At 54.5% G+C, this 21,702-nt stretch carries 22 protein-coding genes; 11 read left to right on the top strand and 11 right to left on the bottom strand.

Annotated features, from left to right (window positions below; genetic code table 11):
- Positions 1-839 precede the first annotated feature (839 nt).
- Both IE156_RS17225 and IE156_RS17220 read left to right on the top strand, forming a co-directional pair.
- Positions 840-1,634, top strand: coding sequence for a uracil-DNA glycosylase (locus IE156_RS17225; RefSeq protein ID WP_229841443.1), 795 nt, complete (start codon positions 840-842; stop codon positions 1,632-1,634).
- A 30-nt stretch (positions 1,635-1,664) separates the two neighbouring features.
- On the top strand, positions 1,665-2,018 hold the full coding sequence (locus IE156_RS17220; RefSeq protein WP_189393872.1) for a hypothetical protein: 354 nt from the start codon (positions 1,665-1,667) through the stop codon (positions 2,016-2,018).
- Positions 2,019-2,373: 355 nt separating this feature from the next.
- Here IE156_RS17220 and lipA read toward each other — a convergent pair whose 3' ends face one another.
- Entirely contained in the window at positions 2,374-3,378 is a 1,005-nt protein-coding gene (lipA, locus tag IE156_RS17215) for a lipoyl synthase (protein WP_189393871.1), read from the bottom strand.
- Between the two features lie 199 nt (positions 3,379-3,577).
- Here lipA and IE156_RS17210 point away from each other — a divergent pair, with 199 nt between their 5' ends.
- On the top strand, positions 3,578-4,369 hold the full coding sequence (locus IE156_RS17210; protein WP_189393870.1) for an enoyl-CoA hydratase: 792 nt from the start codon (positions 3,578-3,580) through the stop codon (positions 4,367-4,369).
- 18 nt (positions 4,370-4,387) lie between these two features.
- Here IE156_RS17210 and IE156_RS17205 read toward each other — a convergent pair whose 3' ends face one another.
- The 8 genes from IE156_RS17205 to IE156_RS17170 all read right to left on the bottom strand — a co-directional run bounded on the left by IE156_RS17205 (position 4,388) and on the right by IE156_RS17170 (position 12,425).
- Positions 4,388-6,811 carry a TonB-dependent siderophore receptor gene (locus tag IE156_RS17205; protein WP_189393869.1) on the bottom strand — a complete coding sequence of 808 codons (2,424 nt, stop codon included), beginning with the start codon at positions 6,809-6,811 and terminating at the stop codon, positions 4,388-4,390.
- A 134-nt stretch (positions 6,812-6,945) separates the two neighbouring features.
- A complete protein-coding gene (locus tag IE156_RS17200) occupies positions 6,946-7,926 on the bottom strand; it encodes a FecR family protein (RefSeq protein WP_189393868.1) in 981 nt (326 codons plus the stop codon).
- 45 nt (positions 7,927-7,971) lie between these two features.
- Positions 7,972-8,478 carry a sigma-70 family RNA polymerase sigma factor gene (locus IE156_RS17195; RefSeq protein WP_189393867.1) on the bottom strand — a complete coding sequence of 169 codons (507 nt, stop codon included), beginning with the start codon at positions 8,476-8,478 and terminating at the stop codon, positions 7,972-7,974.
- Positions 8,479-8,573: 95 nt separating this feature from the next.
- Positions 8,574-9,236, bottom strand: a complete 663-nt coding sequence (gene lipB, locus IE156_RS17190; protein ID WP_189393866.1) for a lipoyl(octanoyl) transferase LipB — start codon at positions 9,234-9,236, stop codon at positions 8,574-8,576.
- 17 nt (positions 9,237-9,253) lie between these two features.
- Complete coding sequence (locus IE156_RS17185; RefSeq protein WP_189393865.1) at positions 9,254-9,526, bottom strand: DUF493 family protein; 273 nt, start codon at positions 9,524-9,526, stop codon at positions 9,254-9,256.
- Positions 9,523-10,395: a D-amino acid aminotransferase gene (locus IE156_RS17180; RefSeq protein WP_189393864.1), complete on the bottom strand. Its 873-nt coding sequence runs from the start codon at positions 10,393-10,395 to the stop codon at positions 9,523-9,525. The genes IE156_RS17185 and IE156_RS17180 overlap by 4 nt, the downstream gene beginning before the upstream one ends.
- Before the next feature lie 24 nt (positions 10,396-10,419).
- Positions 10,420-11,649 carry a D-alanyl-D-alanine carboxypeptidase family protein gene (locus IE156_RS17175; RefSeq protein ID WP_189393863.1) on the bottom strand — a complete coding sequence of 410 codons (1,230 nt, stop codon included), beginning with the start codon at positions 11,647-11,649 and terminating at the stop codon, positions 10,420-10,422.
- A gap of 125 nt (positions 11,650-11,774) precedes the next feature.
- Entirely contained in the window at positions 11,775-12,425 is a 651-nt protein-coding gene (locus IE156_RS17170; RefSeq protein WP_189393862.1) for an alpha/beta hydrolase, read from the bottom strand.
- 57 nt (positions 12,426-12,482) lie between these two features.
- Between IE156_RS17170 and IE156_RS17165 the strand changes: the two genes are divergently transcribed.
- From IE156_RS17165 to IE156_RS17145, 5 genes are all read left to right on the top strand, one after another.
- Positions 12,483-13,352: a biotin--[acetyl-CoA-carboxylase] ligase gene (locus IE156_RS17165; RefSeq protein ID WP_189393861.1), complete on the top strand. Its 870-nt coding sequence runs from the start codon at positions 12,483-12,485 to the stop codon at positions 13,350-13,352.
- Positions 13,353-13,390: 38 nt separating this feature from the next.
- Complete coding sequence (locus IE156_RS17160; RefSeq protein WP_189393860.1) at positions 13,391-14,227, top strand: type III pantothenate kinase; 837 nt, start codon at positions 13,391-13,393, stop codon at positions 14,225-14,227.
- 139 nt (positions 14,228-14,366) lie between these two features.
- On the top strand, positions 14,367-14,543 hold the full coding sequence (locus IE156_RS17155) for a hypothetical protein (RefSeq protein WP_003804797.1): 177 nt from the start codon (positions 14,367-14,369) through the stop codon (positions 14,541-14,543).
- Between the two features lie 18 nt (positions 14,544-14,561).
- On the top strand, positions 14,562-15,392 hold the full coding sequence (gene galU, locus IE156_RS17150; protein WP_189393859.1) for a UTP--glucose-1-phosphate uridylyltransferase GalU: 831 nt from the start codon (positions 14,562-14,564) through the stop codon (positions 15,390-15,392).
- A gap of 252 nt (positions 15,393-15,644) precedes the next feature.
- Positions 15,645-15,854 (top strand): cold-shock protein, encoded by a 210-nt coding sequence (locus IE156_RS17145; protein WP_189393858.1) that lies wholly within the window; start codon positions 15,645-15,647, stop codon positions 15,852-15,854.
- 149 nt (positions 15,855-16,003) lie between these two features.
- Here the strand turns inward: IE156_RS17145 and IE156_RS17140 are convergent, their stop codons facing one another.
- On the bottom strand, positions 16,004-17,329 hold the full coding sequence (locus IE156_RS17140) for a 3-deoxy-D-manno-octulosonic acid transferase (protein WP_189393857.1): 1,326 nt from the start codon (positions 17,327-17,329) through the stop codon (positions 16,004-16,006).
- A 193-nt stretch (positions 17,330-17,522) separates the two neighbouring features.
- Positions 17,523-18,524: a lipopolysaccharide heptosyltransferase I gene (gene waaC / locus IE156_RS17135; protein WP_189393856.1), complete on the bottom strand. Its 1,002-nt coding sequence runs from the start codon at positions 18,522-18,524 to the stop codon at positions 17,523-17,525.
- A 124-nt stretch (positions 18,525-18,648) separates the two neighbouring features.
- Here waaC and IE156_RS17130 point away from each other — a divergent pair, with 124 nt between their 5' ends.
- From IE156_RS17130 to IE156_RS17120, 3 genes are all read left to right on the top strand, one after another.
- Entirely contained in the window at positions 18,649-19,548 is a 900-nt protein-coding gene (locus IE156_RS17130) for a LysR family transcriptional regulator (RefSeq protein ID WP_189393855.1), read from the top strand.
- Positions 19,549-19,648: 100 nt separating this feature from the next.
- Complete coding sequence (locus IE156_RS17125) at positions 19,649-20,452, top strand: putative hydro-lyase (RefSeq protein ID WP_189393893.1); 804 nt, start codon at positions 19,649-19,651, stop codon at positions 20,450-20,452.
- A gap of 114 nt (positions 20,453-20,566) precedes the next feature.
- A complete protein-coding gene (locus IE156_RS17120; protein ID WP_189393854.1) occupies positions 20,567-21,613 on the top strand; it encodes a TRAP transporter substrate-binding protein in 1,047 nt (348 codons plus the stop codon).
- Positions 21,614-21,702 lie beyond the last annotated feature (89 nt).

The following is a 21,702-nucleotide window of genomic DNA, read 5'->3' as shown; positions in this document are numbered from 1 at the left end:
ACTTTCGCTCCGTCCTACCTGATGAACAATCAACCGTGAGGCTAACCATCCAACTTCACAAACAAGGGTAAATTTTCAAAAGTCTTTTCAAACACTTAAAAACTTAACGTTGCGTTCTCTTAGGGAGAGCCTAGAACTTTAACACAGAATTTTGAGATCTGTCAAGCTCCGGGTTTTTACCCTGCCAGTTACCTGGCCAGCTATCTAAGTATCGGTGCGGGCCTTCTGGCCAAAGCGGTGATTCTTGTCTAACTGCTCTCTGTAGCGCTTCGGGGTAAACCCTGTCTGTGCTGCAGCGAGAAAAGAACTATAGCACGATGAATTCGCGGCTTGCAAGTTTATTACTAAGACATTTCATAAAAAGGAGGTGGTTTTGACCAATTATCGACCTAAATAATTGTTATATAAGAAAAATATCAAATGAAACTAAATGATACTGAATTGAGCTTTTTTCCTGACAAGCTCACTGCTGCCGAAACCGACACCTCAAACACCCCGATTCCCGCTGCTTACGCCGTATAAGTAGGTGCTTCCGCTGCTCCTGCTCATCTACATTACTCATTATTAGCTTCAGTTTGAAATCCCACCGATTTCACAGACCGACAGACCAAAAAGATAATGCAGCTCCCGACTTCGCCAAAGGCAAGTAAGCAGACACCAAACCTAACCGGCGCTCTACCAACACATGTACAGCCCGTCACCACCCCTCTATATATAGAGGCATGCAAATCAGCACCACTGAAAACAGCTCTATATATAGAGAGCAACACTAGCAAGCAGGTAGGTAGGCTGAAAGTCCGCTATTACAATAGATGCACAACTAACTCTGTATGCTGACTATGGCCCGTTCATCTTCTCAAGTTCCTGCGGCACAGCTCAGCCTGATTGGCGAGGAGCTGCTGTCCAGCAATCTCTTGACCGAGAACATTCTGACTCAGATTGCCCGCCTGCCCAGTGACTGGCGAGCATCGCTGGATAAGCCGGAGTTGCAAGACACTTTGGACTCTCTGGCCAAGTGGCTCGACAAGGAATGCCAGGACGGCGCCTCTATTTATCCTGCAGCCCCTTTTCGGGCTCTGGAACTCCTGCCCTTGCAGAGGGTTAGTGTCGTCATTTTGGGCCAAGATCCATATCACGGCCCAAATCAGGCCCAAGGCCTATCGTTCTCCGTGCCTGACACTTGCCCGCCTCCCCCCAGCCTGCGCAATATCTTTAAAGAGCTGGAACTGGAATACCCGGACACCCCTTTGTCACCGAGCCATGATTTAAGCAATTGGGCTCGACAAGGGGTATTGCTGCTGAACACATCACTGACGGTAGAGGATGGCCTGCCAGCTTCTCACGCAAAGAAAGGCTGGGAGCAAATCACCGACGCTTTGTTGATAAACCTGGCCCAGCAAAGTACACGCCCTATTGTCTATATGCTGTGGGGTGCGCACGCACAGGCCAAAGAGGCCTTGATACAGCAGCATTCTCACCATGCGTATCTGATTTTGAAAGCCAATCATCCCTCTCCCTTGGCCGCACGCCGTCCACCTGTCCCCTTTATTGGCTGCGCTCATTTTCAGCAAGCCAATGACTGGCTCAAGGAGCAAGGCGCCACCCCCATACAATGGTTTGCCACCGGCCCTTAACCATCCGTTCCTCTTACCTGATCTAGAACCATGCCTTTAAGCCCTGCCAATTCAGAATTAAGCTCTCAAGAACAACATGCTCTTTGGTCGAGTGAACTACTCGAACAATACAGCTGGCAATTCCAAGGGGAAACGCCGTTTGCCGTACCCCTGGCTTGCCTTCCCTTGCTGGACGAGCTCTTCAAATTTGTCGATGAGACCATCAAGGACTCTTTTGACCGTTCTTTATTCTGCTGGACTGATCTCAAACAAGGCAGCAAAGGCCTAACGGCCTGGTACCTAGGTGTCGAAGACTACGACGAGGCCCTGGAGCCTTATATAGAGAACCTGTCGGCCCGCGCTTTGACACTGAACGACGCTGTGGATCCACCGGCCCCTAAGTAAAAACAGCAAACCAAGTCTTCACGAACAGTTCCAAGGGGCCATAGCGGCCCCTTTTATTTGCGTTGCCACCTAATGAGCGCCTTTCAATCAAGGCAGGCGCAGGCATATAGCACAAGCAATCGAACTGATTGCTCACTTCCACCAAGCCAATTTGAATTAGCTTGGCCAGCGTCGGAGCAGAATGGGCTCGTCTAGCTTGAGATAGTTTTAAACAACTGTAGCGGGCTGATCTCGGCAAGCCTCTATATATAGAGGGCTGTTTTAAGTAGTGCTGATTAAGCAGACATAAAAAAACCCGGCCAAAAGACCGGGTTGTTCAGACAAAGGCGGAGCCTTAAAACCCCACTCCCGTCTTTTAGGGCTGCACACCTGCGGCATGCGCCTGCTGATCCGCGTGATAAGACGACCGCACCATGGCGCCAACGGCGGCATGGGTAAAGCCCATTGCATAGGCCTCGCGCTCAAACATCAGGAATTCGTCCGGCGTCACGTAGCGCATCACCGGCAAATGGTGCCCGGATGGCTGCAAATATTGGCCGATGGTCAGCATATCAATATTGTGTGCGCGCATATCGCGCATCACTTCCAGAATCTCTTCATTGGTTTCACCCAAACCAACCATCAGGCCCGATTTGGTTGGAACGTCCGGATGCAGCTTTTTAAACTCTTGCAGCAGCTTCAAAGAGTGGTGGTAGTCCGAACCAGGGCGAGCCTGTTTGTACAAACGAGGCACTGTTTCCAGATTGTGGTTCATCACGTCTGGAGGGCACGCATTCAGAATGCCCAAGGCACGGTCCAGGCGAGCACGGAAATCCGGTACCAGCACTTCAATGGTGGTGGTGGGCGAGTGTTCACGCACTTGACGAATACATTCCACAAAGTGGGCTGCACCACCATCACGCAAGTCGTCACGGTCTACCGAGGTAATTACCACGTAGGACAACTTCATGGCACCAATAGCTTTGGCCAGATTGGCGGGTTCGTTCTCGTCCAACGGATCAGGACGGCCATGGCCTACATCACAGAAAGGACAACGGCGTGTGCACTTGTCGCCCATGATCATGAAAGTGGCTGTGCCCTTACCGAAGCACTCCCCAATATTGGGACAGGAAGCCTCTTCACAAACCGAGAACAGCTTGTGCTCGCGCAGGGTTTCTTTGATCTCGTAAAAACGAGAATTCGGTGCCGCCGCCTTCACCCGAATCCATTCAGGCTTTTTCAGCCGTTCTGCCTGCACGACCTTGATCGGAATGCGCGAGGTCTTGGCCTCGGCCTTCTGCTTTTGCGTTGCGTCGTATTCGACAACGCGAGGGCGAACAGTAGGTTTAGGATCGACGGACGTATCTGTAGGGGTGGTCATAGGCGTGTAAATAGAAAAACAGCGTGCGGGCAACATCACCAAACGATGGGCGCAGTGGCCAATTGTAGCCTCTACGCTTTACAAGCGCCTAGAACAAGGGCGATAGTTTGTGCCAGACCCCTCTAATATAGAGGTCGATCCAACGATGCAGCAACACCCGAAAATAAAACCTGCACATACTATAAGTACGGAGACTTGCATGTCACATGAGCACCCGGCCGATCCCGTCCTGCTGGAACAGCATCAGGGACTGGCCCGCATCACCTTGAACCGGCCTGCACAATACAACGCCCTATCCGAAGAAGTGTTGGGTTCTTTACAACACATTCTGGATACGCTGGCCCAAGACCCCAGCTTGCAATGCGTCATCATCCAGGCAACAGGCAAAGCCTTCTGTGCCGGGCACGATCTAAAGCAGATGCGTGCTAACCCCGAGCACACCTATTACCGTGACTTGTTCAGCCGCTGCAGCCGCGTCATGCAAGGTGTGCTGGCATTGCCTGTGCCAGTAATCGCTCGCGTACAAGGCTTGGCAACGGCTGCTGGCTGCCAATTGGTGGCTACCTGCGATATGGCGGTAGCCAGCGAGTCCACTCGTTTTGCGGTCTCAGGTATTAATGTTGGCCTGTTCTGCTCTACGCCAGCCGTCGCCCTGTCACGTTGCGTGCCACCCAAGGCCGCCATGGAAATGTTGATGACAGGCGAATTCATCAGTGCCCAGCGGGCGCAAGAACTGGGGCTGATCAACTATGCAGTCGCCGAAGACCAGCTGGATCAGACCATCCAGAAACTGGCCGATAGTATTTTGGCCAAGAGTCCGGTTGCCGTTCGTGCTGGCAAGGCCATGTTTTACCGGCAACGCAGTCTGGCCATTGAACAGGCCTACGACTACGCAGGCCAGGTCATGGCAGACAATATGATGAGCAACGACGCCTGCGAAGGCATTGACGCCTTCATTGAGAAACGCGCGCCGCAATGGCGTGGCACCTGAAGCGACGCGCTGTCCTGATCAATAACGATATTTAAGGTTAAGCATCGCATTCCGCGGTGCTCCGTAAATATTCAGGAAAGTGGGATAACCCACGCTGGACAGATAACGGCGGTCGAACAAATTATTGACCGCCAAAGAGGCCTCCCAATTTTCATTGGGCTTATAGCCAATCTTGGCCGACATTGTCGCGTACCCTCCTTGGTAGACGTCCGATGTCAGCAGATTGCTTTGTGCCTGTACGCCCGCCCCCACAGACCAACCAGTCAAGCGACCATCCCAGTCCTGGGGCTGAAAGCGGTAGTGAGTCCACAGTCGGAACAAGTGCTTGGGTACCAAGTTGGCATTGAAACGCTGGCCTTCATTCGCTTGTACCGCATCCTGGCGATAGCGCACGTCAGTATAGGTGTAGCCCATGCCCAGATCCCAGCCGGCAGCTGGGCTACCCACCACTTCCATTTCCCAGCCCTGGCTTTGCACCAGGCCCGCCGCACGGGAGCAGGTTCCAGTAGGGCTACCACCACAACCAATGTGGTCGGTATCCGTTACTGCACGATTTGTGTCACGCATCCGATACACAGCGATAGAGCCATTCAAGCGGCCATCAAAGAACTCGCCCTTGGCGCCGGCCTCAAGCTGCCAACCTTTACGTGGGTCCAAAACCTTGCCGGTGTAATCCTGCTGTGACTGCGGCACAAAGCTTTCGGCATAACTGCTGTAAAGCGAAATGTTGTTGCTCACGTCCAGAACCAAGCCTGCAAAAGGAGTAAATTCCCCGCTGGCTTTCGCATCACTGACTTTCCAGGCGCTGGTCGCTGGATCTACCGAACGACTCTTGCTTTCGTAATTGCTCCAGCGCCCGCCCAACACGGCTGTCAGATTGTCATGCAGCTTCAAGCGGGTTGAGGCATACACGCCGGACTGGGTCACGATCTCTTGGTTGCGATTCAAAATGGGCTGATCCAAGGCCGAACCATAGTCAAAGTCATTCAGTGCATCCCAATTCGGGAACTGGTGAAAACGGGAGCTAGTGTAGGTATTGTTGCGCGCCGCATTAAACCCAACCGTCAAGGAATGCTCGCGGCCAAACAAATCAAATGGCCCCGTTACGCTGACATCCCCTTGATCCCAGTTAAAGTCATTATGAATACGACCAGCTTGCATATCTGTCAGCCCGGTCTGCAGCGAAATCGGCTTTAAGGCAAAGGAGCTAAATCCTTTATAAGTGCTTTCCTTGTGGCTGTAATTGGCTTTGAAGACCCAACGATTATCAAAGCGATGTGTCAAATCTGCGCCCAACTCGTAAGTTTCATGGCTAGAGGTACGCGCTGGCCCCACAAAGCTGCGACGGTCTGGCATGCTGCCATCGTCGTAGAGCGCTAAACCATTGAAATTACGAAAATCCAGCTGGCTGTAAAAGGCTGTCAAACCCAAAGTGGTGGATGGCGCCAAGTCATACTCCAGCACACCATACAAGGTAGTGGGAGTGGAGCGGCCCTGATCATAATATTGATCCTTATCCTGGTAAGCAGCGACCAAGCGCCCCCGCAAACTGCCTTCCTTGTTCAACGGTCCGCTAGCATCAACTTCTCCACGGAAATTACTCCAGCTCCCTGCTGACACCTGGGCAGTAAATCGCCCATCCTGAGTAGGTCGTTTACGTACCAGATTCACCACGCCACCAGGCTCAGCAGTACCGGATAGCAAACCCGCTGGCCCTCGCATCACCTCGATGCGATCGTAGATCGCCAAATCCAGATGGGGTGCGCCCAGGCCCTGCAAAGGCACACCATCGTACTGAAGGCTGGTGCCAAACCCACGGCTATTGAAAGCCTCTGTGTCCGGGTAGCCGCTGCTGCTGATACCAGTGGTGTAATTGATGGCATCGGCCACGCGGGTAAAACCTTGCTCGTCCATCTGGCCACGCGTCATTACTGACACGGACTGAGGAATCTCACGCAAAGACAAGGGGGATTTGCCGATGGTTGCGCCTGCCGCTGCATAAGAACCGGTGTCCTCACTACTCATATCCTGACGCGATGCGCGCACCTGCACGGGGGCCAGTTGAGTGGCCTGCCCCTGCTCTCCAGCTGGACTAAGCGAAACATTATTGCCAGAGCGGCGGACTTGAATCCCGGTTCCTGTCAGCAACTGACCCAAAGCCTGATCCAGCGTGTACTGCCCCGACAAGGCCGGACTTTGTCTGGCTGCGACAGTTTCTGGCAAATAAACAATCTGCACAGAAAATTGGCGGCCCAAACCGCGTAAAGCAGATGACAGGGGTTGTGCTGTCAAACTCACCATTTGTGGCTGAGCAGCAGACTGCGCCTGTATGGGTGCAGCCAGCGCCGACAGGCACAGGCCCAGCAGCACAGCCCCAAAACTGGCGGGCAGTCGACGACCTGTGCGACTGTGCATGATGATCTTATGTGTATTACCAGACATGGTGATGATATCCATCCCTACCGGCAGGCCATGCCTGCTCGGAATCTTTAAACCAAGACACGCCAACGGTTTATTGCCGCCAGCACACCTCCCTGGTCTAAAGACGTCTGGGCAAGGATTTTTCCGTAATGAATTTAACGGCGATTGATGACCCAGCCCTTGGATTCCACGTTCAGAATCTGAACAGGGGCAATATCAGCCAAGATCAACAAGGCTTCTTGCGGCTTTTCCATGGACAGTGTGCCGGATATACGCAGCTGCGCGAGCTGCGCATCGCCTATACGAACGGGCTCATCCAAATAAGCAGACAGTTGCTCCAGCACCAGCCCTAATGGCTCGTTGTCGAACTCCAGACGGCCACTTTGCCACGCCGTAAGCGCGGCCACATCGGCTTCCTGCACCGGCCCCAAGCCTTGCTGTACAGAAAAATGGGCAGCCTGCCCGACTCCAAGACGCTCGGACTGTGAGTTCCACCACGGTCCCGCCGACAAGCGCACTCGCCCCCGGTCCACAGCCACATCCAACCGATCTGCCTGCTTGCGCACATTGAAACGGGTGCCCAGAACCTGAACGCTGGCATGCGCCGTTTCCACAATGAACGGACGATCTGCATCTGTACGTACATCAGCAAGAATCTCGCCCGATTCCAGATAGACCCGTCGCTCTTTGGGGGTATAGACCACATTGATTTGAGTACGGGCATTGACCAGCAATACGCTGTCATCCGGCAGACGTAACTCCTGCCGCTGGGCTACGGCCGTGCTGACTGACCACGACTGTTCTGGCCCTGCCGGCCAAAGCCATAGGCCACCCATCACAGCGACCAGTGCCAATGCGGCAAAGACAGGTCGCCAAGACAGTGACTTTATCTTCGGCCTAGCCACTGCAGGAGCTTGCGCCAAACGACGCAAACGCTCTACGGGCAGTTCATCTAGCTTCTTCCAGGCTTTTTGCAAGTCTTGAAAATGCTGTTGATTCAAGGGGGAGGACGCTAGCCAGGCATTCAATTGCGCCTGTTCTTCAGAAGAAAGCGGCCCCAAACGCACACGAGTAAACCACTGAACAGCGTGTTCACGGGCTGTCGAATGCGAGGTTGAACCAGCGGTCGTCGTCATAAGGGAAAAAGAGGCGTGAGCAAAACGTAGGAATACTGCGGCTGATCAGTCTTGCTGAAACAAGTACAAGTGAGTCTGCAAATGGGTCAACGCACGTTTCATGTGTTTCTCCACCATACTTTGCGATAAACCCAGGCGCTCGGCGATTTCGCGCTGACTATAGCCTTCGATTTTATTCCATAAAAAAACTTGCCTGCATACCAAAGGCAGCTGAAGCAAGACTAGCTCCAGTTCGTCCATTAATTGAGCGGATTGACAGGCCTCAGCCACGTCCGGGGAGGCTGGCGTATCGGCTTCATCCAATTGATCCAAGGGCATCTGCGCCCAACGTCCCCGTCGCCGACTTTCATCGAACAGCTGATTACGGGTCGCCTGAAAAAGGTAGGAGGGGATGTTCTGGATGTGGGTACACGTCTGATCCAGCAAGCCTACAACGGCATCGTGGACAGCATCTTCCGCGTCGTGATGGTTATTTTGCCGCCGGGTCCAATTGCCCATCAGCCCGCGATAATGATCGAGCCATGACTTGCGAGATTTGGGGGACGACGGCATACAGGCCCAACAGAACAGTTAAGGTGTTCTGCATTATCGCAAACAATTCTCATTACAACAATTGTGCTTTCTAGGTCTTGTGGTCTACGTCCCACTTAAGCAGCGACAAGCTGGCTGCGCTGGGCCAAAGCCCGACTTAAATAGGTGCACAGATACTGCGCCGCCTCGTCCATAGCCACGACGACGCCTTGCGAGCGCATATCCGTTGTTTGCAGCCCCTCATACCCACAGGGGTTGATGCCGTTAAAGGGACTTAGGTCCATATCCAGGTTCAAAGCCAAGCCATGGTAAGAGCGGCCGTTACGAATCTTGATCCCCAGTGCGGAAATCTTGGCCAACTCCTGACCTGCCATTTCCTGCGGCACATACACGCCTGGCGCTCCCGGCTTGCAGCAAGCGCCCTCAACACCAAAATGCGTCAAACAGCTAATAACTGCCTCTTCCAGAAGGCGAACATATTCTTTGACATATAAGCCCAGCCGCCGCAGATCGAACAGGCAGTACACCATTAACTGCCCCGGGCCGTGATAGGTTATCTGCCCGCCCCGGTCGGTTTGCACCACAGGGATGCCACCGGGATTGAGCAGATGCTCCGGTTTGCCGGCCTGTCCTTGGGTATAGACAGGCCTGTGCTCCACAAGCCAGATTTCATCAGGGGTGTCTGGCCCGCGCTGCTCCGTGAAGTCGCGCATTGCCTGCCAGATGGGTTCATAGGCGCTAGGCCGCTCAAACCACTGGATACGAACTGAGTCGGACATAAACACCTGACCCCTGCTTACATCACCACACGCACAAGATGATGCGCATGCAGGTCACGGTACAGATTATCCAGTTGCTCGCGCGAGACGGCGCGAACAGTGAATGTCAGGCCTGTGTAGTTACCCGCTTTGCTGGGACGCACTTCGATCGTTGCCACGTCAAAGTCAGGGTCGTATTCCAGCACAATAGCCAGTAGTTCGTCTTGCAGGGTGTCGTGTGTCTGCCCCATGACCTTGATAGGAAAGTCACTGGGGTATTCGATCAACGAATCTTCAGGGGAAATGGTCATGCTTGCTCCGCAGCCTTGATGGCCTTGTCATAGCCTTCTCGTAATTTGGCAAAGACAGGTCCTGGTCGCCCATCACCGACGGGCTGACCGTTAAATACAACGATGGGTAGCACCTCTTTGGTGGCTGACGTCATCATAATTTCGTCGGCGCTATCGACCTCTTCACAAGAGATCTGACGTGCCTGAAAAGCTATGCCCGCCTGAGCGGCCAGCTCTTCCATCAATCCATAGCGTATCCCTTCCAGGATCAGATTATTGCGCATGGGCGCCAGCAGCGTGCCATCGCGCACAACCCAGATATTGCAGGAGGCCCCTTCTGTCAAAAAACCGTCCCTGAACTGAATGACCTCGTCCACACCTGCGGCGACTGCCTGCTGCTTGGCCAATACATTGCCCAGCAAAGAGACGGATTTTATATCGCAACGCAACCAGCGCTCATCTTCAATGGCTATTGCTTTCAAGCCCGCTTCGCGTTCCTGCTGCACTCGCTTGAAAGGCGAGACCATGATGAAGATGCTGGGTGACACATGGCTGGGGAACGCGTGATCGCGCTTGGCCACACCACGAGTCACCTGAATGTAGACCATGCAGTCGCCCCCCCGCCCGGAACGAGCCAGCATGTCCAGCACCAGCTTTTCCCATTCACGACGAGAGAAGGGATTATGGATACCCACTTTTGCCAGGCTACGTTCCAAACGTCCTAAATGTCCGTCGATACGAAACGGCTTGCCATGATAAGCGGGGACGACATCATAAATGCCATCACCGAAGATAAAGCCACGATCCAGTACCGAGATCTTGGCCTCGCCCAAGCGCACAAAGTCGCCGTTCAGATAAACAATGCTGTCGGGATCAATACCTTCAATCATAGGAGTCGGCCTCGCACCAAAGGATTACTCAAACATCAAGCGTACTTTGTCGGCCATACGACCAAAAAAGCCTGCCTCGGGCACATCTTCCAGCACCAGCAAAGGCTGCTCCGCCAAGACTTTTCCGTCCAGGGACAAAGTCAGTGTACCGACCTTATCACCCTTGCTCAACGGGGCCAGCAGAGGCTGAGTGTAGTTGGCCACTGGCTTGATCTCAGCGGATTTACCGCGTGGAACAGTCAGCCACAAAGCGCCTTCGGTACCCAGGCCTACGTTCTCAAGCTCACCTTCCCAAACACGGGCTGTGACGGCAGGATTACTGGCGTCGTACAGCTTGACCGTTTCAAAGTTCTGGAAGCTCCAGTTCAAGAGCTTCAGGCTGTTTTCGGTACGGGCGGCATCGTTGGCCGTGCCCACGACCACCGACACCACACGGCGGCCATCGCGCAAGGCGGTGGACACCAAGCAGTAACCCGCCGATTGGGTATGACCAGTTTTCAAGCCATCCACCGTGTTATCCAGCCAGAGCAGGCGGTTACGGTTAGGCTGCTTGATATTGTTGTAGGTGTACTCTTTTTGACTGTAGTAATGCAGGTACTGGGGAAAGCGGGCGACCAGCGCAGCGGACAACACACCCAGATCACGTACCGAGGTCAAATGCTCGGGATCAGGCAGGCCGGTGGAGTTCACAAAATGTGTGGCTGTCAAACCCAGTTTGGTCGCTTCTTCGTTCATCAAGGCGGCAAAGGCGCCTTCACTACCCGCCACCGCTTCAGCCAAGGCGACAGAAGCATCATTACCGGACTGTACGATCACACCTTGCAGCAGATCGTTCACAGATACTTGGGAATTGACCTTCACAAACATGCGCGAACCTTCAGTGCGCCATGCCTTATCCGAAATGACGACGGTCTGATCCAACTTCAGACGGCCAGCTTCCAAAGCATCAAAGACCAGGTAAGCGGTCATCAGCTTGGTCAGGGAAGCCGGCTCTACTCGTTCATTCAGCCCTTCAGCCGCAATGATCTGGCCACTATTGACGTCCATGGACAGCCAAGCACGGGCCGTCAGGCCAGGTGCAGGTACAACTGACAGATCGCCGGGTAAGGCGGGAGTCTGTGCGCCAACAACTTGGCCGGACTCTGTGGGGACGGGGGTTTGAGTCTGCGCCTGTGCCACCATAGGCAGCGCCAAGGCAAGTGCCACCACACAACGGGAAAGGACCGGAGATGCAAATTTTTGAATAGAAGTCATGGGAAAAATCGATTGCTTTGACAGTGGCGGAAAGAACCCATTATGGCAGAGCCATCTGGGCCTGTGAGGGGCCAAGCCCCTGAGTCTGAGCAGGAAAACGCAACGATTTGAAAGCAAAACCCGGCTTAGGTTCCAAGCGCAACCAAATGACGGCTGACCAGTTCGCGCAGTTGAATCAACTTGCCATGAAAAAAGTGACCGGCGTCAGGCAGAACCACCATAGGCAGTTGGTGCTCACGGGCAAAGTCCATGCCTTCTGACAAGGGCACCACATCGTCAGTCTCACCGTGCACTAATAAAGTATCGGCGGGGGGGCTGACATCCTGGAAGCGGAAGCGATTCACAGCCGTGCCGGCCAAAACAAAGGCGCTGGGCAAAGGAGCTTGGGCGTCTTGCAGGCTGGCATACACTTGAGCGGCTACCGCTGTGCCAAAGGAAAAACCAGCCAACATAGCAGGGCCTGCATTCCACTGCGGAAAGTGTGAGGGAAACTGTTCGATCAGGGCCAGCATATCAGCGGTTTCACCGCGGCTGCTGTCGAATTCACCTGCCGATTTACCGACCCCACGAAAATCAGGACGTACCGCCAGCAGACCATGTTGGGTAGCACTGCGCGACAAGGTCGTGACGACTTTGTTATTACGTGCTCCACCATGCAAGGGATGGGGATGCAGCAGCAAGGCCCAACCCCGGGGCTCGCCTGCAGGCCAGTCCAGAGCACAGTCAATAACACCGGCCTGGCCGGAAAATTGGATTGTATCTACGCGTTCAGACATGCTCAGATCAAATATCACATAAGATTACGTTTAACTCGTCCAGTGTACCGGATTGTCATGAATACCTCTTCTGCATTCACCTTACCCAGTCCTCGCGACATGATGGCGGAGTTGCGTACGCGCTTGCCGCATTTCCCCCAGATCCGCTGGGTAGACTCCACGGAGTCGACAAACGCGGATTTGCTCGCCCTAGCTCGGCAGGAGTCTGGCCCACGTGTGCGCCCCTGGTTGTTGGGCGCGCATTTGCAAAGCCGTGGTCGTGGCCGCGCCGGGCGTACCTGGGAAAACAGCATCGGGGCCAACCTGATGTTTTCCTGTGCCTTCGATATTTTTCTGCCTACCCGGCAATTACCTACGCTCTCGCCTTTGTCTGGCCTGGCGACCACGGAAGCGCTGCGGCAGTTTGTGGAACCTGCACTGCGCAATCGCCTGGCCATGAAATGGCCGAATGATGTGCTGTGGGATCAGGCCAAGCTGTCCGGCATTCTGGTAGAAGCCACCCGCGCCAGCGCGGCCCCCAGCTCCAGTGACCATCACGTTGTCATTATTGGAGTAGGGCTGAATTTGCGTGAAGCGGCCACCCTAAGCCAGAATACACAGCGCGCCATTGCGGACTGGAGCAACATTGCAGAGCACTCTCAGCAAGCGTCCCTGGCGCGATGTTCCGACATTGTGGCCAAAGTTGCACAAAGCCTGTACCTGAGCCTGAACCATGTCACTGCCCAAGGTTTTGCTGACCTGCCCAATCGCTACGCACAGGTCGATGCACTTATTGGTCAACAGGTGCATATCATCGACAACGGCCAAGTCTTGCACACAGGCATCGTCACGGGCATCAACACGTCGGGACAATTGTTGCTACGTCACCCCGATGGTTCGGAACGCGCAGTAACGGTGGGCGAAGTTTCCGTTCGCGCCCAACGCTAATCGCCACCCTGTCACTTCTATAGCACTGAAAACCCGGCATGACCCTGCTCATCGACTCTGGCAACACCCGTATTAAATTAGGATGGTGTCATCCTTTAACTGGGGCACGTGAAAGCCAGCCGGTTAGCGTACATGCGGACCAATTGGATCAATTGGAGGTTTGGCTTGCAGCGGGCCATGCCCCCTTGCAGGAACTTACCTGTCAACAAGGTGTGCAAGCGCTGGGCGTCAATGTGGCTGGCCCACAGGTCCAGGCACAAATCGATGCAGCCGTCAGCCGTCTGGGCCTAGGGCCAGTGCATTGGCTACAAGCTCAGGAACAGGCTTTTGGTCTACACAACGATTATGAGCAGGCCAGCCAGCTGGGCGCAGACCGCTGGGCTTCCTTGCTGGGTCTGTGCGACTTGCTGGCGCACGAGTATCCCGCCGAGCAAAGCGCATTGCTGATCAGCTTTGGCACAGCTACCACCATAGACTTGCTTGGCCCAGCAAAAAACGGGATACGTCACTTTTTAGGCGGGTCTATTCTGCCCGGCCCCAGCTTGATGCTGGCCTCACTCAAGCAAAATACGGCACAGCTTCCAGAGGCTCACGGTCAGACGGCAGCCTTTCCCACCAATACTCAGGCCGCAATCAGCACGGGCGTGGCGGCGGCCCAGGCCGGTGCGGTGCTACGACAATGGGAAAAAGGCCGTCAAAGCCAGGGGCATGGCCCATTAGTCTTTTTAGCGGGCGGTGGTCGGGCGCTGGCGCAACAAGAACTGCTAGAACAATTAAGCAACCATTGTCATTTGCTAAATAAAGAGCCTCCCACGCTCCAAGAACTGGAAACCCCTGCTTTGCGAGGCCTGGCGCTATTTGCTTCCCGTCTTTGACCAGATATCAGCCCAAACACACGTAGCTGCCTTAGGTAACAGGGGTGACCCATTGATACGCTGGGCATGAAAACGGATGAACTTAAACCCACCTGCCCGTACAATCGTGGGTTGAATTGTATTTTTCAGGGCATCGACGATGCGACTGCTTTTCATACTGATCCTGGTGGCTAACGTAGCCCTACTGGCCTTTGGACAAGGCTTTTTTGGCACGCCTCCCAGCGAGCAAGGTCGTGAACCTCGGCAGTTTTCGCAACGCAACCAAGATGCCATTCAACTGGGAACGCCCGCACACCCTGCGCCTGCTTCCCCCTGACCCTCGATTGACGACACTATGAAACCCATCCGCAAAGCTGTTTTTCCCGTCGCCGGTCTAGGCACGCGTTTCCTGCCCGCCACCAAGGCGATGCCCAAGGAAATGTTGCCTATTGTCGACAAACCGCTGATTCAATACGCCGTTGAAGAGGCTATTGCCGCTGGGGTCACTGAGTTGATTTTCATCACCGGCCGCAACAAGCGCGCCATTGAAGATCACTTTGACAGCCTCCCTGAGCTTGAGCAGGAACTGAAAGACAAGAACAAGCTGGAATTGCTGGATGCGGTACAAAACATTATCCCCAGCCATGTGAGCTGTATCTACACCCGCCAGCCACGCGCCCTGGGCCTGGGTCATGCGGTACTGTGCGCAGCGCCCATTGTGGGCAACGAACCCTTCCTGGTGTTGCTGGCCGACGACCTGATTGACGCGGCCACCCCTGTCTCACGACAACTGGTTGAGGCGGCCCATCAATACAACGGCAGTATTGTGGCGACACAAAATGTAAATCGAAATGAAACAAATAAATATGGAATTGTGTCGGGTCAATTAGTCGATTCCAAAACCACCCGCATTAATGGAATTGTTGAAAAACCCGCACCAGAAGTCGCCCCTTCTACACAAGCCGTTGTAGGCCGTTATGTATTGGAACCCGAAATCTTTGATCACCTGCGCCGCACCCAAGCCGGAGTAGGCGGGGAGATTCAATTAACGGATGGAATCGCCAGTCTTTTGGAAAGTCGCGCGGTATATGCATATGAATATGAAGGCACACGCTACGACTGTGGTAGCAAGGCTGGATTCTTTCATGCTACGCTTGAATTTGGTCGTAAATACCACGGACTTTAACGAGGGCGCAGAGGGGTCCGTACGGGAAACAAGCTTGGTTGTAATTGTTGATCAAACACTGCCTGAAAACCACGCAGAGGGCGATTTAGCTTGACTTACAGGTTAAATACCCCCTACGATTGGCAGTGCAGGATTTCAAGTTCGTCGAAGTTTGTTCAATACGGTATTGTTTCCAATACTCATTGCCCTGATTTTTACATCTTGACAATCTTTCTTGAGCAGATTGCTCGTCATTTTTAGGGAATGCAGGAAATGCAAACAGAAACCGGTATCGTGAAATGGTTCAATAACGAAAAAGGCTACGGCTTTATCTCCCCCGACAACGGTGGCAAAGATCTTTTCGTTCACCATTCGGACATCATGGGCACGGGCTTTAAATCCTTGGAAGAAAACCAACGCGTTTCGTACGAGTCGGCAGAAGGCCAAAAGGGTCCACAAGCTAAGAGCATCCAAAAACTGTAAGTTGATCAGTTTTTAGATCTCAAAAAAGCCCGCTTAATGCGGGCTTTTTTATTTAATTTGATTCAAATCAGGCTAAGCAGTCTGCAAATCCCCACAAACTCAAATACGCGTAAAAACAAATACTTATTAGCGCATGCGTGAGAAAGTATTTAACGGCGAATTTGTGCCAATCCAGAAATAACACGTTGCACTGCACCTTCGTGCATTTGAACCCAATGCAATCCCGCATCAGCCATCTTGTGATGCCGAGCCGGATCATCCACTAATTCCACCGCTTGCTGCAGCGCCAATGCGGGTGTCCCTGCACGTATCGCCGCGCCTGCCTGCATGGCATCTTGCATAGCCTGGGCAAAATTATGAGTGTGGGGACCAACGATGACGGGAACACCCACCGCACAGGCCTCGATGAAGTTCTGTCCGCCAAGAGGCTGAAAGCTGCCCGCTACGATCGCCACGCGTGCCAAGCCGTAATACCAATGCATCTCGCCAATGGTATCGCCCAGCATGACATCCACTTCGCGACAGGCCTGAATGGCACTGGTACTGGTATCGCCCTGTTCCAGGAGCACGCTACGGCGCACCGAACGCAAACCAGCCTGCTCCAGGTAAGCGGCGGCCTCTTCAAAGCGCTGTGGGTGGCGCGGAATTAAAACAAACAGCACTGGGCTGTGCAGTTCGCTGCCATGCTCACGCTCACGACGCAAATAATGGGCAATCGCATCAATAAAATCGACGTGCTCGGTCTCGCGCGTACTGGCAATCACAACAACCCGCCGTCCCAAGTCGCTGGCAAAGCCACGACCACGAGCAATCTTGTCCTGCGGCAACACGACATCAAACTTCAAATTGCCTGATACTCGCACGCCTTGCGCGCCGGCCAGCTCCAGACGCTGGGCATCGGCCAGACTTTGAGCGTAGATCAGCTTGAAAGAGCGATAGGCTCCTCGCATAACTGAGCCCGCTTTCAAACTGGTACGCAACGCCTTTTCTGAAAAACGGGCGCTGGCCAACATCATGGGAATGCCTTGTCGACGCGCTGCGGCCAACAGATTGGGCCACACTTCGCGTTCTATCAGCACCCCGGCACAAGGGCGATAGTGAGCAAAAAAACGACGTACCGAACCGGGGAAGTCATAAGGCAACCATTGCTGCAGCAATTGCCCACTGGCGATCTCAGCAGCAAAGGCAGTAGCGCCTTCTGTTCGACCCGTCACCGTCATGTGGGTCAGCAGAACGGTTTCACCTTGATCAAGCAAGGCACGTACCAAAGGCTGCGCAGCACGGGTTTCACCCAGACTGACCGCATGCACCCAGACCGGAGCCCGCTTGGGCACTGGCAGCGAACCGTAAAAACCAAAGCGAGGACCCGACAGAACTTGCCAGTCGCCACCGGCTCGACGGGCACGCAAACCCATCCAGGCCATCAGGGCTGGAGCCAGAATGCGAATAGAGGCAGTATAGAAAAATCGGTTCACCCGCTTAGCCTCGTACGAAATCAAAAGCGGCTAACCGATGGTCAGCGCTGCTGGGAGGAAATACAAGAATGGTGTGCCACAGGAATCCAGCACCGCTGGTCTATAGCAAGATGGGGCCGCTGGCCCCTTACCATCGCGTATTGTAAGCACAAAGCCTGCCCACAAAAAAACGAATTGGCCTACAAGGGCCAGACTAACTTTTTTGCGGGGCTAACAGTCCGCCCTCAGGCACGGCTGCCCGGCCCAACGCCTGGTCGATGGCACAGAGCACGGTCTCAGCCGAAGGAGGGTGCCCTCGTTCACCCAGACTGGCGGTATAGGCCGAGCCTTCCAAAGGCGTACGCACTGGCGTGGAGGCTTTATAGATGCCAATTGTAGGACGGCCCAAACCGGCTGATAAATGCGTCAGCCCGCTGTCCAAACCCACCATGACTTGCGCACCGGCCAATTGCAGAGCAATGGGCGTCAAATCCATTCGTGGCATCACCTGCGCCTGACTACGGCCCGCAATCAAGGTTTCAGCACGCTCTGATTCGGCAGGGCTGCCGGCCAACAAACGCAAAGCCATGCCTTCACCCTGCAAGCGATCAAACACCTGCTGCCAGTTATCCGGCTCCCAGAGCTTATCGTCCCGGCTGGCCGAGGGCATGATGATGGCGTAGGGGTCAACATCCTTGGGCGCTTGAGCAGCCAGACCCTGCAGACCAAAGTCAGGCGCGCCTTCAAACTGATACCCAAAGGCAGAGGCGGCCAAACTACGCTGACGGAATACCGCCGGTTGCCAGAAACCGACGCGGTGGCGCACATCATAAAAAAGAGAGGCTAGAGGTTCACGCGCGGACTTCCAGTCCAGGCCATGACGACGGCCCTTGGTCTGCCGTACCAGCCAGATGGATTTCATCAAGGCCTGCATATCGAGCACCACATCGTATTGGCGCGCTTGTAGCTGCTCTCGCAGAACGGCTCGTTCCTGCCGTGTCTGGGCAGACCACCATTGTTTGCGCCAGCGCCGATGCGCCACGGGAATCACTTCATTCACGGCCGGATGCCAGCCCGGAATTTGGGCAAAGCTCTCTTCTACGAGCCAATCAATCTGTGCACCGGGCACATGGCGTGCAATGTCCGAGATCGCCGGCAGCATATGCACCAGATCTCCCAACGAGGACGTACGCACAATCAGTATCTTGCAAGTCATGGGCGAATTATAGTGGTGGCCGTGGCCAATCAAACAAACATGCAGAAAAATATCCGTCTGCTCTCCTTCAGCGCCCGAATAGCCATCAGGCATAATAAGACTGCCTATTTTCAGGACCGGAAACATGATTGATCTCAAACAGATCGAAGCTTTTGTATGGGTCGCCGAACTTGGCGGTTTCCGGGCGGCTGCCGAGAAACTCAACACGACCCAACCCTCTATCTCCCAACGCATCGCCGGGCTGGAATCCAGTCTGGAGCTGCGCTTATTTGATCGAGGAGCCCGTGGCATCAAGCTGACCGACAAAGGCCAGGAACTACTGTCTCACGCACAGCGCATGCTGGATCTGCGCACGGAAATGCTGCGCGCAGCCAAAGAACAAAATGCTATTCGCGGCCTGCTGCGCCTGGGAGTTGCCGAAACCATTGTGCAAACCTGGTTGCACGAGCTGATCGACAAGCTGCATCAGGAGTACCCCGCTTTGGTGATCGAAATCCACGTCGACACCACCAGCGTGCTGCGCCAGCAACTGGCCAGCTTCCAAATTGATATGGCCATGATTGTGGGGGTAGGCCAAGACCCGAAAGAGCAATGCATTCGACTTTGCGCTTATCAGTTAGGCTGGGTCGCCAGCCCCGACTTGAAGCTGCACGGCCGGAAAGTCAGCGTTTCGGAGCTAGGGGTTTACCCTGTTATCACCTATCCCTCGGGTAGCGTTCCTTACCTGGCCACACGCGAAGCCCTGCTGCGTGCCGGGGTCAAAGCGCCGCGTATTTTTGGCAGTGCATCGCTCAGCACTATCGTGCAAATGACACGTCATGCCATGGGTCCCAGCGTGCTGGCACCCGATGTCATAAAAGACGAGCTTGCAGAGGGAAAACTGCGTCTTTTGAAAGTTGATCAAGCCTTGCCGGCCATCGAATTTTTTGCCTGTTGGATGGACTCACCGGACAGTCATATTGCCCGCGTCGTCGCCAATCATGCGCAAGAAATCGCGCAACAATACGCGCAGTCCGATAAGTAATCGTTATGGCCTAGGATTCGAACATACGATTGGACACAAATTATCTGATCGGTTGCAATCCGATGCTGTGATCAACCCCCCCTTTGTGCGAGTGGTCATCATGAACCTGCAATCCCTGCCTACGTTGGCGCTCGAGGCCGAAAAATGCCGCGAGCTGATCCGTCAAGAAACCCATACTGGTCCTACTGCGGGATTGGCGGCAGGCTATGTCCAGGCCAACCTGATGATTCTGCCTAAAGACTGGGCCAATGAGTTTTTGCTGTTTTGCCAGCGCAACCCCAAGCCCTGCCCTTTATTAGCCGTCACTGAGCCGGGACAGTTTCAGGTTCCGACCTTGGGGGGTTCGATTGATCTGCGCACGGACTTCCCTCGTTACCGTGTCTGGCAGAACGGCGAACTGAGCACCGAGCCGCTGAACATTGAAGATGTCTGGCGCGATGATCTGGTGTCCTTTCTGATTGGTTGCTCCTTCTCTTTTGAAGAAGCCCTGCTGGCCGATGGTATTGATGTACGCCATATCAGTGCCGGCGTGAATGTCCCCATGTATCGCAGCTCGATTCAAACCCAGGGCACCCAGCGCCTGTCGGGCCCACTGGTGGTATCTATGCGACCCATGCGCGCTGCCGATGCCATTCGTGCCATACAGATCACCTCCCGTTTTCCTTCGGTACACGGGGCCCCGGTTCATATCGGTGACCCTGCACTGATTGGTATTGCCGACTTGCACCAGCCTGATTACGGCGATGCAGTCCCGGTAGGCCCGGATGAGTTGCCCGTTTTCTGGGCCTGCGGCGTTACCCCCCAAGCCGTCGCTGCCCAGGCCAAGCCGCAGTTTTGTATCACGCATGCCCCTGGCCATATGTTGATTACCGATCTGCCCAACACACGGCTGGCCGCGCTTTAAGCAAGATTTGACCGGTTACAAGCCGGTCGCCCCTTTGGTTTCAATATGCAGCTCCCTGCTACCGGGGAGCGCACTCTATCAACCATACAGCTGGACCGCTATTAGGAGCACCTTATGAAAAAAATCGTACTGACCTCCCTGGCTTTAGGCTCCCTGGCCCTGGGCTCTGCCACGATGGCCCAGGAACTGCCCAAGACTTCCCTAAAGGTTGTCGGTGGCTTGAGCAACCTGACTGCCTACCAGAACACAGAGCAGCCCTTCTGGGCCAAGAAAGTGCCCGAGCTGTCCGGTGGCCAGATCACAGCCGATATCAAAGGCTTTAACGACATGGGCCTGAAAGGTCCTGAGATCATGCGTTTGATCAGCCAAGGGGTGATTCCTTTTGGTACGGCAACCCTGGCCTACTTCGCCAGCGACAACTCGATCAACGAAGCCATCGACTTGGCTGGTCTGGCCCCCGATATCGAGGTGGCCAAGAAGCTGACCGACGCCTTCACCCCCGCCTACGAACAGTTCTACGCCAAGAGCAACGTCAAGGTTCTGGGTTTCTCCACCTACCCTGCCCAGGTTCTGTTTTGTAATGGCACCTTCAACGGCCTGAGCGATCTGAAAGGCAAAAAGGTCCGTACCAGCAGCCGCACCCAAGCTGAATTCGTACAAGCGCTGGGCGGCAACAGCGTAACGATTCCATTTGGTGAAGTAGTTCCTGCTCTACAGAACGGTGTGGTCGATTGCGCCATTACCGGTTCCATGTCCGGCTACTCGGCCAAATGGTACGAAGTGAGCTCCAGCCTGTACGAAATGCCCATCAACTGGAACCAGCAGATTCACGCTGCCAACCTGGGCTCTTGGAACAAACTCGATCCTAAAGTTCAAGAGTTCCTGGCCAGCAACATCAAGGCCATGACCGAAGAAATCTGGGTCGCCGCTGCCAAGGAAACACAGGAAGGCTACGACTGCAACACCGGCGCTGAAGCTTGCACACAGCCACTCAAAGGCAAAATGACGCTGGTCAAGCCAACTGACGCTGATCGCGAACTGCTGAAGAAAGTCATGAGCGAAACCGTGGTGCCCAAGTGGGCCGAGCGTAGCGCTGCTGACACTGTGGCTGCCTTTAACACCAGCCTGAGCCCTATCCTGGGTTTTGAAGCCAAGAAGTAAATCTGTACCCGCTCCGTCGGCCATCCTACCGTGGGTGGCCGGCTGCCTGTACCCCAGGCCCCTCCCTCCTAGACCCTGTACGGGGTAGA

Origin of the sequence: Alcaligenes pakistanensis, from assembly GCF_014652815.1 — a bacterium.
Taxonomy (GTDB): domain Bacteria; phylum Pseudomonadota; class Gammaproteobacteria; order Burkholderiales; family Burkholderiaceae_B; genus Alcaligenes; species Alcaligenes pakistanensis.
Note: the sequence above shows the minus strand (reverse complement) of the source record. Positions and strands in the feature narration are given on the sequence as shown.

Bases quoted from the DNA above. Each gene is read 5' to 3' on its own strand.
- IE156_RS17205 (WP_189393869.1), bottom strand. From the start codon at position 6,811: ATGTCTGGTAATACACATAAGATCATCATGCACAGTCGCACAGGTCGT.
- galU (WP_189393859.1), top strand. From the start codon at position 14,562: ATGAAACCCATCCGCAAAGCTGTTTTTCCCGTCGCCGGTCTAGGCACG.
- IE156_RS17170 (WP_189393862.1), bottom strand. From the start codon at position 12,425: ATGTCTGAACGCGTAGATACAATCCAATTTTCCGGCCAGGCCGGTGTT.
- IE156_RS17175 (WP_189393863.1), bottom strand. From the start codon at position 11,649: ATGACTTCTATTCAAAAATTTGCATCTCCGGTCCTTTCCCGTTGTGTG.
- IE156_RS17130 (WP_189393855.1), top strand. From the start codon at position 18,649: ATGATTGATCTCAAACAGATCGAAGCTTTTGTATGGGTCGCCGAACTT.
- lipB (WP_189393866.1), bottom strand. From the start codon at position 9,236: ATGTCCGACTCAGTTCGTATCCAGTGGTTTGAGCGGCCTAGCGCCTAT.
- IE156_RS17145 (WP_189393858.1), top strand. From the start codon at position 15,645: ATGCAAACAGAAACCGGTATCGTGAAATGGTTCAATAACGAAAAAGGC.
- IE156_RS17180 (WP_189393864.1), bottom strand. From the start codon at position 10,395: ATGATTGAAGGTATTGATCCCGACAGCATTGTTTATCTGAACGGCGAC.
- IE156_RS17155 (WP_003804797.1), top strand. From the start codon at position 14,367: ATGCGACTGCTTTTCATACTGATCCTGGTGGCTAACGTAGCCCTACTG.
- IE156_RS17220 (WP_189393872.1), top strand. From the start codon at position 1,665: ATGCCTTTAAGCCCTGCCAATTCAGAATTAAGCTCTCAAGAACAACAT.
- lipA (WP_189393871.1), bottom strand. From the start codon at position 3,378: ATGACCACCCCTACAGATACGTCCGTCGATCCTAAACCTACTGTTCGC.
- IE156_RS17185 (WP_189393865.1), bottom strand. From the start codon at position 9,526: ATGACCATTTCCCCTGAAGATTCGTTGATCGAATACCCCAGTGACTTT.
- IE156_RS17120 (WP_189393854.1), top strand. From the start codon at position 20,567: ATGAAAAAAATCGTACTGACCTCCCTGGCTTTAGGCTCCCTGGCCCTG.
- IE156_RS17225 (WP_229841443.1), top strand. From the start codon at position 840: ATGGCCCGTTCATCTTCTCAAGTTCCTGCGGCACAGCTCAGCCTGATT.
- IE156_RS17125 (WP_189393893.1), top strand. From the start codon at position 19,649: ATGAACCTGCAATCCCTGCCTACGTTGGCGCTCGAGGCCGAAAAATGC.
- IE156_RS17165 (WP_189393861.1), top strand. From the start codon at position 12,483: ATGAATACCTCTTCTGCATTCACCTTACCCAGTCCTCGCGACATGATG.
- IE156_RS17160 (WP_189393860.1), top strand. From the start codon at position 13,391: ATGACCCTGCTCATCGACTCTGGCAACACCCGTATTAAATTAGGATGG.
- IE156_RS17210 (WP_189393870.1), top strand. From the start codon at position 3,578: ATGTCACATGAGCACCCGGCCGATCCCGTCCTGCTGGAACAGCATCAG.
- waaC (WP_189393856.1), bottom strand. From the start codon at position 18,524: ATGACTTGCAAGATACTGATTGTGCGTACGTCCTCGTTGGGAGATCTG.
- IE156_RS17195 (WP_189393867.1), bottom strand. From the start codon at position 8,478: ATGCCGTCGTCCCCCAAATCTCGCAAGTCATGGCTCGATCATTATCGC.
- IE156_RS17200 (WP_189393868.1), bottom strand. From the start codon at position 7,926: ATGACGACGACCGCTGGTTCAACCTCGCATTCGACAGCCCGTGAACAC.